Origin of the sequence: Rathayibacter rubneri (assembly GCF_023743255.1) — a bacterium.
Lineage (GTDB): Bacteria > Actinomycetota > Actinomycetes > Actinomycetales > Microbacteriaceae > Rathayibacter > Rathayibacter rubneri.
The window spans coordinates 1-10136 of record NZ_JAMRYM010000111.1 but is presented as its reverse complement, the minus strand read 5'-3'; the positions used below and the strand labels follow the sequence as shown (position 1 = coordinate 10136).

Genomic DNA, 10136 nt, shown 5'->3' with positions numbered 1-10136 from the left:
GACCCCCGGGAACCCGGCCGCAGACAGCAGCCCGTCGTCCAGCGAGAGCAGCTCGGCCCGCTGCAGCGGGCCGAGCTGCTCTCGCTGGACGACGGGCTGCTGTCTGCGGCCGGGTTCCCGGGGGTCGGCGAGAGGGCTCCGGACTCGGTGCTGTACTCGCGCGGAGTCGAGACGGTGTTCACGGTGCCGAGGAGGGTGCGGTAGGGCGTCGCAGGCGCTCTCGGGCCGCGGCGAGCGGTCGGAGCGCGCGACCGTGGCGCGAACCGGCTCCGTGGTGGCGTGATCGCCCTGCCCGTGTCGGTGGTCCGTGGTCTCATCCTCGTATGGTTCTTCTGGATGTCGAGGCGAGGCCCGCGGGTGGCGGTCCGAGCGTGCGCGAGTGCTTCGACGACGCCCTCGTGGCCGCGGTCGGGGCGGCGTGCGCGGTCGATGCGTTCCGGGCGCGGGCCGAGGCGCAGCGGGCGGAGCTGATCGAGCTCGCGCGACGCACGGCGATGGCGTTGCCGGAGGCGCTGGTCGACCCGCGGGTGCAGGCGCACGTCGAGCGCGAGGAGGCCGCGATGCGCGCCCTGGTCGCCGAGCTCGCGACCGGCATGCGGGTCGCGGAGTCGCTCGCCTCGGCACTCGTCGAGGAGAGCCGGATGCTGGTGAACGAGTTGCCGCAGACGCTGTCGGCACTGCAGGAGGCGGTCATCGCTCCGGAGCACGCCCGGGTCGTCGTGCGGGCGGCGCTGGATCTGCCTGTCGAGGTGCGCGGACGCTTCGACGAGCAGGCCGCACGGATCGCCGCCGAGTGCACTCCCCCGCAACTGCGACGCCGCCTCCGCACCCTGCGCGAGCGGCTGCATCCGGAATCGCCGACGGCGAGGCACCAGCGGTGCGCCGCCCGGCGCGGGGTCTGGCTCGACGGTGAGCTCGACGGCATGGCGACGCTGCACCTGCACCTGCCTGCACCCGAAGCGCACGGAGCCTTCGACCGCATCGATCGCGCCGCCCGCGTGCTCGGGGAGGCGCCGGAGGAGTCGCGCTCCCTTCCGCAGCTGCGTGCCGACGTGGGCACGGCGCTCCTGCTCGACGGCGAGATCGGCGAGCGTCCCGACGGCTCGCGACCGGCGGCCGCCGTTCCGCGCGGCATCCGTCCCCGGGTCGCGGTGACGGTCCCGGTCCTGACCCTGCTCGGCCGCTCGGAGGAACCCGGCGTGCTCGAGGGGTACGGACCGGTCGATGCCCGGACCGCGAGGCGCCTCGCCGCGCACGCTCCCTCCTTCACCCGGATCCTCACCCACCCCGAGAGCGGTGCGGTCCTCTCGGTCGGACGCACCTCGTACCGGCCGCCCGCCGACCTCCGCCGGGCGCTCGCCTTGCGGGATCGGACCTGCCGCTTCCCCGGCTGCACCCGCTCCGCCTCCGACAGCGACGTCGACCACGGTGTCGAGTGGCAGCACGGCGGACGCACCGACGCCGACAACCTCGCCCACCTCTGCCGGCACCACCACCGACTCCGGCACACGAGCAGATGGTCGGTCCGCCACGGTCGGAGCGGCGTCCTCGAGTGGACGAGCCCGACGGGACGGCGGTACCTCACCCGACCGGAGGGCCCGGAGGGTCCGGGAGGTGCGGAGGGTCCGGGAGGTGCGGAGGGCCTGGAGCCACCGGCCGGCCTGTGGCGCGAACGGACGAGTACTGCGGCGGAGGGGCCTCCCCCGTTCTGACGGGCGCGCGCAGGACGGAGGAGCGGAGGAGGACCGCGGCGGGCACCGAGCGATGACAAGGTGACCGGTGCGGAACGGACCGGAGCAGAGCGCCCTCGTGCGGAACACGCTCGTTCAGAACAGCTTCGTGCAGAACTTCCGACACGCGAGCGATCGGGGGCACGGATCGGTGGCAAGGGGGTCCTGCCCGACCCGTGTCGGGGAGTAGCGTGCCGATCTCCGCCTGGTGACGACGCCGGGTCCGACGACTCCGGAGGACGACACGACCATGAGCGAGAACAGCACGAGCACCGGCACCGACAGCCGCACCGGCACCCGCACCCCGCGCACCACCGCGGTCCTCTTCGACATCGACGGCACCCTCGTCGACTCGAACTTCCTGCACATCGAGGCGTGGGCGCGAGCGTTCTGGCAGTGCGATCTGGAGGTGCCGGCCTGGCGCATCCAGCGCGCGATCGGCGCCGACTCCTCGGAGCTGATCGGCATGCTGACCGAGGACGACGTCGACGACGCCACGCGCTCGCAGCTGAAGACCCTGCACACGAAGAACTACGCCGAGCTCGGCGCGCGCCTGACCCTCCTCCCCGGGGCGCGGGAGCTGATCCGGGAGATCGCGGGACGCGGCGTGCACGTGGTGCTCGCGACCTCCGCTCCTCAGCAGGAGCTCGACCTGCTGCTCGAGGTCCTCGACCTCGGCGACGCCGTGCACGCGGTGACGAGCGGGGAGGACGTCGACACGGCGAAGCCCGATCCGGGCATCATCGCGATCGCCCTGGAGCGGGCGGGCGTCGGGCCCGACGACGCGATCATGGTGGGCGACGCCTCGTGGGACGTGCTGTCGGCCGAGCGGGCGGGGCTCGCGACGGTCGCCGTCCTGTCAGGCGGCACAGGCGAGCACGAGCTGCGCGAGGCGGGCGCCGTCGCGGTCTACGAGGACGCCGCCGCGGTTCTGGCCGACCTCGACGAGGGCCCGCTGGCGGCTCTGCTGCGCTGAGCGGGCTGCGCGGAGCAGGCAGCGCTGAGCACGCCAGCGCCGACCGTCGTCCGGAGGGGCGCGGCACCCCTCCGGACGGGCGATCCGGTCGGTCCGGGGACGCCCCTACGCCTGCGGGCGGCGGCGCAGCACCAGCAGGGTCACTCCGACGGCGGCGACGACCGCGACGAGCGCACCGCCGATCCAGAGCACGTCGCCGATCGGCACCGCATCGGCTCCGGAGGGCGCCGCCTCGTCGGAATCGCCGTCGGCCGGAGCGGCGGCGCCCGAGACGTCGACCGTGCCGTTGCAGTCCGGCACCGTCTCGGAGCCGTCGGCGACGGCCGTGCCGTCCGCCGGCTGCCACTCGAACGAGTACTCGCCCGAGACCGGATGGCCGTCGGTGGACACGACCTGCCAGGTGACGTCGTAGCTGCCCGCGGCGCCGAGCTCCAGCGGCATGGACGCCTCGGGTCCGAGGACCGTGACGCAGCCGTCGCCGTGGTAGAGGCCGTCGGGTCCGGTGACGCGCAGTCCCGCCGCGCGTCCGTCGTCGCCCAGGACGAGCAGGTCGTCGTTGGTGGTGACGCTCAGAGTCCCGGGCTGCTCCGTCACGACGGCGTCCGCCGCGGGCGAGCTCGAGACGAGGTAGTTGTGGGCGCTGGCGGGCGCCGCCACCGCGACCGCACCGGCGAGGCCGAGTGCGATCGCGGCGGCGGCGGCACGGGAGGTGCGGCGCAGGATCACGCGGACGCCTTCGGGCCGCGACGACGCGACGCGAGCGCGACCGCGACTCCGACCGCACCGACGACGAGACCGCCGACACCGAGGACTCGGGCGACGACGTCGGAGCCGCCCGCCGCGGTAGTCGAGGACGCGGTCGTCGCCTCGGCGGTCTCCTCGTCCTCGTGCGAATCGGAACCTGCGCCGTGGTGGCCGGCGCCCTCCTCCGCCGCGGTCACCGCGACGACCGGAGCGGGCAGCTCGGGCTCGTCCTCACCCTCGACGGTCGGCTGGTCCCACGCGGTCGAGCCGGTCTCGCAGGTCTGCAGGACCGGGAACGCGAGGGTCTCGCCGGCCGCGTCCTCCGGGAGCTGCAGCTGCAGCGAGACGGTGTCGCGGTAGCCGTCCGCGAGCGGGGTCTTCGCCGTGTAGACGACGTCCGAGACGCGCTCGGTCACGGAGGCGCCGTGCGAGTCGGTGATCGGCTCGGCGAGCTGCACCTCGTTCTTCGCGACGTCCCAGTTCGGGTTCACGGTCGGGCTGACGGAGTTGATCCCGTCCGGGATCGTGATGGTGAGGCCGGTCGTCGGCGATCCCTCGCAGCCGTGCGCGAGGGAGAAGGTGACGACCGTGTACGCGCCGGCGGCCGTGGTGCTCGCCGTGGCGCTCACGTGGGCACTGGCGGCGGTCGGCGCGGCGAGCGCGAGGGCGACGGAGCCGGCGGCCACGAGCGCGCCGCTGCCGACGAGGCGGAGGCGGGAGGAGGTGCGGGTGGCCGAGGTGCGGGTGGAGGAGGTCATGGTCTCGAGTCCTTGAGGGGTGCCGGCGATCGCCGGGCGTCCGGATGCGCAGCGCGGGGATGCGGTGCGCGCGGGTGGACGCCGACCGAGCACGCGCCCCGGGACGGAGCGGTGTCAGGCGGCGTGCAGGACGCCCCGCGGCGGACCGCGGTGCCGCAGGTGCGTGAGCACCGCGTCGAGCGGACGCGGGGAGCGCGGCTCAGGGGTGCCCGCGACGGCGACCGAGGGGCCGACGGGTCCGAGGAGGACCGCCGAGGCGCGAGCCACGGCGCGCACGACGATGCGGACGAGCCGCTCGCCGAGGGAGAAGAAGAGGGCCTCGCCCCGACGCACGGCGGCGATGGTGAGGACGGCGGCGACGAGGTGCGCGAGGGTCATCGGACCGGAGTGGGCGGCATGACCGCTCCCCGCCGCGACGAGCTCGAGCGTCGATCCGTCGTGGAAGTGCGCTCCCGATGCGGAGGCGCCGACGACGCTGACCTCTCCGCCGCCCCCTGCCGTGAGGAAGAGCGCGTGGAAGGCGAGCTGGCTGAGCAGGACGGAGACCGACAGGCGCAGGAGCGAGAGCGTGCGGCCCGCGAGGAGCACGCAGACGACTGCGGCGAAGGCCGTCGTCAGCGCCAGGATCGCCGGCGAAGGCGCGTGGGCCCCCGCGAGGGTGTGCGAGGCGGCGGCGGTGACGGTCGCGGCGACGGCGGCGGCGAGGCCCCGTGCGACTCGCGCCCACCTGGTGTGCACCTGCGGCCCCGTTCCTCGTTCGGGCGGCCCCTGAGGTGACCGCGCGCCTGCGCCCGCGAGCGCGAGCGGCTTCCAGGGTAATCGACGCGGATCCACGCGGAGACGACGTTCGGGGCGGTCGAGGGTGCTCGGCAGCGCCGTTACGAAGCCGTTACCGAACTTCTCCGATCCGTTCCAAACCCCCCTGGGCAGGGCTCCGAAGACATGTCAACGGCCGCGAAACGGTCCACACAGCAACAACCCCCCTTGTACGTCCAGGACAACGGAACCCGTCACCGGGACCGTCTCACGAAGGAGAAACATCATGCGAACCACCAAGCGCACCACTTTCGCCGCATTCGCCCTCATCAGCATCGCGACCCTCGGCCTCACCGCCTGCTCCAGCGGCAGCGGCTCGACCACCGAGTCCACCGAGGAGTCGATGTCGTCCTCCACGCCGATGGAGTCCTCGACGCCCATGGAGACCATGGACCCGGCCGCGAACCTCGTCGGCCCCGGCTGCGCCACCTACGCCGAGACCGTCCCCGACGGCGCCGGCTCGGTCGCCGGCATGGCCCTCGACCCGGTGGCGACCGCCGCGTCGAACAACCCGCTCCTCAAGACCCTCACCGCTGCGGTGTCGGGTCAGCTCAACCCCGACGTCAACCTCGTCGACACGCTGAACGGCAGCGAGTTCACCGTCTTCGCCCCGGTCGACGACGCGTTCGCGAAGCTCGACGCTGCGACCCTCGAGCTGCTGGCGACCCCCGAGGGCGCCGAGACGCTCTCGTCGGTCCTGACCTACCACGTCGTCCCCGGCCAGATCGCCCCCGATGACATCGACGGCACCCAGACCACCGTCCAGGGCACCGACCTCACCGTCACCGGCTCCGGCGACGACATCAAGGTCAACGACGCGTCCGTCATCTGCGGTGGCGTCCAGACCGCCAACGCGACCGTGTACCTCATCGACACGGTCCTGATGCCGGCTGCGTAAGCAGTCCGCAGTCTCCGACTGCTGAGAACGCCGAAGGGCGGGCACCGCGAGGTGTCCGCCCTTCGGCGTTCGTGCGCGCCGCGATCTGCAGCGCCGGTAACCGCACCGACGGGAAGAGGCGCGGACCCCGTGGGGATCCGCGCCTCTTCCCGTGCGACGACCTACTCGCCGGCGGCGCTGATCTCGGCGAGCACGCGGTCGCCGGGGAACGCCTGCTCCATGTCGGCCTCGATCTCGGCGCGCTCGAGCAGCTCCTCCATACGGTGGCGGCGGTTGCGCGTGATGAGGGTGACGACGGTACCCTTCTTGCCCGCGCGGCCGGTGCGGCCGGAGCGGTGCAGGTACGTCTTGTACTCGTCGGGCGCGTCGGCCTGGATCACCAGGTCGATGTCGTCGACGTGGATGCCGCGCGCGGCGACATCGGTGGCGACGAGCACGTCGACGCGGCCGCTGGTGAGCATCGCCAGGTTGCGCGTGCGGCGCGACTGGTTGAGATCGCCGTGGAGGCTGGTCGCGGGGATGTCCGCGTGCTCCAGCTGCTCCGCGAGCTGCTCGGCGAACGCGCGGGTGCGGGCGAAGATCAGCGTCTTGCCCTCGCGCGCGGCGAGCTGCTCGATGATCGCGCCCTTGTCGCGGTGCTCGATCACCAGCACGCGGTGGTCGATGGTCGAGGACGCCTGGTCCTCGCCGGCGACCTCGTGCACGCTCGGCTCGACGAGGAACTCGTCGACGAGCGTCGCGACGCCCTTGTCGAGGGTGGCCGAGAAGAGCAGGCGCTGTCCGCCGGTCGCCGTGCGGCGGAGGATCCGCTGCACGGGCTCGAGGAAGCCGAGGTCGCACATGTGGTCGGCCTCGTCGAGGACCGTGATGGTCACCTTCGAGAGGTCGAGGCGGCCCTGCTCGACGAGGTCCTCGAGACGGCCCGGCGTCGCGATGACGATGTCGACTCCGCGCTGGAGGGCGCCGACCTGCTTGTACTGGGGCACGCCGCCGAAGATCGTCGTGGTGAAGAGGCCGACGGAGCGTGCGATCGGCTGCACCGTGCGGTCGATCTGCATCGCCAGCTCGCGGGTCGGGGCGAGGATGAGCGCGCGGGGAGCGCGGCCCTGCTTGCGGTCCTTGCCTCCGTTGTTCTCCATCAGGCGCTCGACGACCGGCGCGCCGAACGCGATGGTCTTGCCGGAGCCGGTCTTGCCGCGGCCGAGGACGTCCTTGCCGCGCAGCACCTCGGGGATCGTGGCGGCCTGGATCGGGAACGGCGCCGCCGCTCCCATCGAGGTCAGCTGGCGCACGATGTTCGCGCCGAGCCCGAGGTCGCCGAACGACACGCCCTCGACGTCGACGGCCAGCGTCGCGGTCGCCTCGAGGCGCTCGAGGACGACGTCGTCGACCTGGTGCGAGCCGCGGGTGTCGCGCGAGGGGTAGAAATCGGAGGAGTCGCGGCGGGGGCCGCGGTCGTTGCGGTCGCCCCGGTCGTTGCGGTCGTACGACGTGCGGGCGGGGCGCTCGGTGCGGGCGGGGCGCTCGTCGCGGTCGAAGGAGCGGGCCGGGCGGTCGCTGCGGTCGAACGAACGGGCCGGACGGTCGCTGCGGTCGAACGAACGGGCCGGACGGTCGCTGCGGTCGAACGAACGCGTGGGACGGTCGCTGCGCTCGGTGCGGTCGTAGGACCGGGTGGGGCGCTCGGTGCGGTCGGACGAACGGGCGGGGCGCTCGCTGCGGTCGTAGGAGCGGGCGGGGCGCTCACCACGGTCGGCCGAGCGCGCGGGACGGTCGTCGCGGTCGAACGAGCGCGCGGGGCGCTCGCTGCGGTCGTAGGAGCGGGCGGGACGCTCGCCGCGGTCCGCCGAACGAGCCGGACGGTCGTCGCGGTCGAACGAGCGCGCGGGGCGCTCGCTGCGGTCGTAGAAGCGGGCGGGACGCTCGCCGCGGTCCGCCGAACGAGCCGGACGGTCGTCGCGGTCGAACGAGCGGGCCGGACGGTCGCTGCGGTCGTACGAGCGCGCGGGACGGTCGTCGCGATCGTAGGACCGCGCCGGGCGCTCCGTGCGCTCGTCGGCGCGGGCGGCGCGCTCGTCGGCGTTCCAGCGCGCCTTCTTGGGCGCGTTCTCGTCGACGGGGCGGTAGCCTCGGTGGCCCTCGCTGCGCGCGCCGGGCTTGGCCGCGGGGAACCGCGAGCGGCCTCCGAGCTGCGACTTGCCGCTGGACGCGCCGAAGCGGTTGGGCTCGAAGTTCTTGGCGGGGCGTCCGCCGGCGGGCTTCTTGTTCTTGGGCATGGCTGTCTTCCTGGGTTCGGTTTCTGCGCGGGCAGGCGCACGCCGGAGGGCGCCCTCGTGGGGCGCGTCCGAACGCAGCCTGCTGGAACCCGGGCGAGTCGTTGACCGGGGCCGATTCACACATGTGATGTCTCTCACGACGACTGTCGGAGATCCGGCCCGCTTGACTAACAAACCCATCCGCGCGCTGAACGCACGGTGTCAAGAGCCGACCGAACGAGTCTACACGCGCCCGCGCGCCCTGGCTAGGGCGAGGTGCTCGCCCGCGCTAGGATGCGCGGCCGCTCACGCCTCGGAGGTCGCGCGCCGCGCCCGGTACGCCGCGACGTTCGCCCGGTTGCCGCAGTTGCCGGTGTCGCAGTAGCGCTTCGAGCGGTTGCGCGAGAAGTCGACGAGCACCGCCTCGCAGTCCTCGGCCGCGCAGATCCGGATGCGGTCGCGTTCGTCGCCGCGCACGACGTCGACGAAGGCCATCGCCGCCTCCACGACGATGCGCGTCGCGAGCGGGCTCTCGTCGCGCGTCGCGTGCAGGTGCCACCCCCAGAGGCCGTGCCGCACGAGCTGGGGCAGGGCGCGTCCGTCGTCCAGCATCGCGTTGACGAGGGCGACCAGGTCCTCCTCGGCGCTGGTCAGCCAGAGCGAGCGGAGGGAGGAGCGGACGGACCGGATCGCCTCGAGCTCGGCCGACGAGTGCTCGCGGCTGCCGGTGTAGCGGTTGACCCGCACGAACTCGTCGAGCTGCTCCAGCGTCGCGAGCTCGTCCTCCCCCGAGTGCGAGAGCTCGGGCAGCGTGTTGACGAGGAAGGCGGTCGAGGTCAGCGACGCTTCGACGTCATGAGCGAAAACCATGTTGACTCCTGACAGGGCGAGCCGGTACCGTCTGGACGACGGGAGGCTGTCACGAGCATAACGAGTGTGACTCCTGACCTCTCGTCCTCCCCTCGTCTCGAAGGATGCGCGCATGACCGCCAGCACACCCCCGCGCCGACTCGGCTCCGGCCTCGCGCTGGCCCTCGCCGCCGCGGCGGCCTTCGGCCTCGGCGGTCCGTTCGTGAAACCCCTCCTCGAAGCGGGCTGGACGCCCTCCGCCGCGGTCCTGTGGCGGGCCGGAGGCGCGGCGCTCGTCCTCGCGGTCCCCGCCGCCCTCTCCCTCCGCGGCAAGGGGCACGTCCTCCGGCGCAACCTCGGCACGGTCGGCCTCTACGGCGTCTTCGCCGTCGTCGCCGCGCAGCTCTGCTTCTACAGCGCGATCGAGCACATGTCGGTGGGCATCGCCCTCCTGATCGAGTACCTGGCCCCCGTCTTCCTCGTCCTCTTCGCGTGGGCGCGCACCCGACGGCACCCCGGCCGCTTCACCCTCGCCGGCTCGGCGGTCGCCCTCGCGGGCCTCGTGCTGGTCCTGGACCTCTCCGGCGAGTCCACTCCGGAGCTGATCGGCATCGCCTGGGCGCTCACCGCCTCCCTCGGCCTCTGCGTCTACTACGTCATCGCGGGCCGTGTCGATCCGGAGCTGCCGCCGATCGCGCTCACCGCCGGGGCGATGACGGTCGGCGCGGGGATCCTGCTGATCCTCGGTCTCACCGGCATCGCGCCGCTGCGGGCGAGCTTCGGCGACGTCGTGTTCCTCGGGAACGAGATCTCGTGGGCGGTCCCGGCCGCGGTGATCCTGGGCATGTCGACCGTGCTCGCCTACCTCCTCGGCATCCAGGGCGGCTCGCGACTGGGCACGCGCATCGCCTCGTTCGTCGGCCTCACCGAGGTGCTCTTCTCGATCCTCGCCGCGTGGGCGCTGCTGGGCGAGCTGCCCGCGCCCATCCAGTTCGCGGGCGGCGCGCTGATCCTGACCGGCGTGGTGCTCGTGCGGCTGCAGGCGGAGGAACCGGCGGTCGCCGCACCCCTGCCCGAGGAGCCGGCCGTCGCCGCACCCCTGTCCGAGGA

Annotated in this window: 9 protein-coding genes and 1 pseudogene; 5 read left to right on the top strand and 5 right to left on the bottom strand. The window is 73.3% G+C overall.

From position 1 onward, the window contains the following. The 3 genes and pseudogenes from NB037_RS16995 to NB037_RS16985 form a co-directional block, all read left to right on the top strand. Positions 1-204: pseudogene (locus tag NB037_RS16995) on the top strand (hypothetical protein); the annotation flags it as partial. A 119-nt stretch (positions 205-323) separates the two neighbouring features. After that, the gene (locus tag NB037_RS16990) at positions 324-1712 is read left to right on the top strand and encodes an HNH endonuclease signature motif containing protein (protein ID WP_251947879.1); all 1389 of its coding nucleotides are present in this window, start codon (positions 324-326) and stop codon (positions 1710-1712) included. A 268-nt stretch (positions 1713-1980) separates the two neighbouring features. Beyond that, positions 1981-2706, top strand: coding sequence for an HAD family hydrolase (locus tag NB037_RS16985; RefSeq protein ID WP_251947877.1), 726 nt, complete (start codon positions 1981-1983; stop codon positions 2704-2706). 105 nt (positions 2707-2811) lie between these two features. Here NB037_RS16985 and NB037_RS16980 read toward each other — a convergent pair whose 3' ends face one another. The 3 genes from NB037_RS16980 to NB037_RS16970 all read right to left on the bottom strand — a co-directional run bounded on the left by NB037_RS16980 (position 2812) and on the right by NB037_RS16970 (position 4946). After that, positions 2812-3432 (bottom strand): copper resistance CopC family protein, encoded by a 621-nt coding sequence (locus NB037_RS16980; protein WP_251947875.1) that lies wholly within the window; start codon positions 3430-3432, stop codon positions 2812-2814. After that, entirely contained in the window at positions 3429-4208 is a 780-nt protein-coding gene (locus tag NB037_RS16975; protein WP_251947872.1) for a YcnI family copper-binding membrane protein, read from the bottom strand. Before NB037_RS16975 ends, NB037_RS16980 begins: the two co-directional genes overlap by 4 nt. Positions 4209-4322: 114 nt before the next feature. Further along, positions 4323-4946 (bottom strand): hypothetical protein, encoded by a 624-nt coding sequence (locus tag NB037_RS16970; protein ID WP_251947870.1) that lies wholly within the window; start codon positions 4944-4946, stop codon positions 4323-4325. A gap of 304 nt (positions 4947-5250) precedes the next feature. On the opposite strand from NB037_RS16970, the gene NB037_RS16965 reads away from it, so the two are divergent. Continuing rightward, positions 5251-5922 carry a fasciclin domain-containing protein gene (locus NB037_RS16965; RefSeq protein ID WP_207407925.1) on the top strand — a complete coding sequence of 224 codons (672 nt, stop codon included), beginning with the start codon at positions 5251-5253 and terminating at the stop codon, positions 5920-5922. Between the two features lie 161 nt (positions 5923-6083). Here NB037_RS16965 and NB037_RS16960 read toward each other — a convergent pair whose 3' ends face one another. Together NB037_RS16960 and NB037_RS16955 are read right to left on the bottom strand one after the other, a co-directional pair. Further along, positions 6084-8198 carry a DEAD/DEAH box helicase gene (locus NB037_RS16960; protein WP_251947868.1) on the bottom strand — a complete coding sequence of 705 codons (2115 nt, stop codon included), beginning with the start codon at positions 8196-8198 and terminating at the stop codon, positions 6084-6086. 285 nt (positions 8199-8483) lie between these two features. After that, the gene (locus NB037_RS16955) at positions 8484-9047 is read right to left on the bottom strand and encodes a CGNR zinc finger domain-containing protein (RefSeq protein ID WP_251947866.1); all 564 of its coding nucleotides are present in this window, start codon (positions 9045-9047) and stop codon (positions 8484-8486) included. A 112-nt stretch (positions 9048-9159) separates the two neighbouring features. Between NB037_RS16955 and NB037_RS16950 the strand changes: the two genes are divergently transcribed. After that, positions 9160-10136 (top strand): EamA family transporter (locus NB037_RS16950; RefSeq protein ID WP_251947864.1); only part of this gene is annotated, 977 nt, incomplete at its 3' end.

Excerpts from the sequence above, each read along its gene's own strand:
- NB037_RS16985 (WP_251947877.1), top strand. The coding sequence starts at position 1,981 with ATGAGCGAGAACAGCACGAGCACCGGCACCGACAGCCGCACCGGCACC.
- NB037_RS16975 (WP_251947872.1), bottom strand. The coding sequence starts at position 4,208 with ATGACCTCCTCCACCCGCACCTCGGCCACCCGCACCTCCTCCCGCCTC.
- NB037_RS16955 (WP_251947866.1), bottom strand. The coding sequence starts at position 9,047 with ATGGTTTTCGCTCATGACGTCGAAGCGTCGCTGACCTCGACCGCCTTC.
- NB037_RS16960 (WP_251947868.1), bottom strand. The coding sequence starts at position 8,198 with ATGCCCAAGAACAAGAAGCCCGCCGGCGGACGCCCCGCCAAGAACTTC.
- NB037_RS16990 (WP_251947879.1), top strand. The coding sequence starts at position 324 with ATGGTTCTTCTGGATGTCGAGGCGAGGCCCGCGGGTGGCGGTCCGAGC.
- NB037_RS16965 (WP_207407925.1), top strand. The coding sequence starts at position 5,251 with ATGCGAACCACCAAGCGCACCACTTTCGCCGCATTCGCCCTCATCAGC.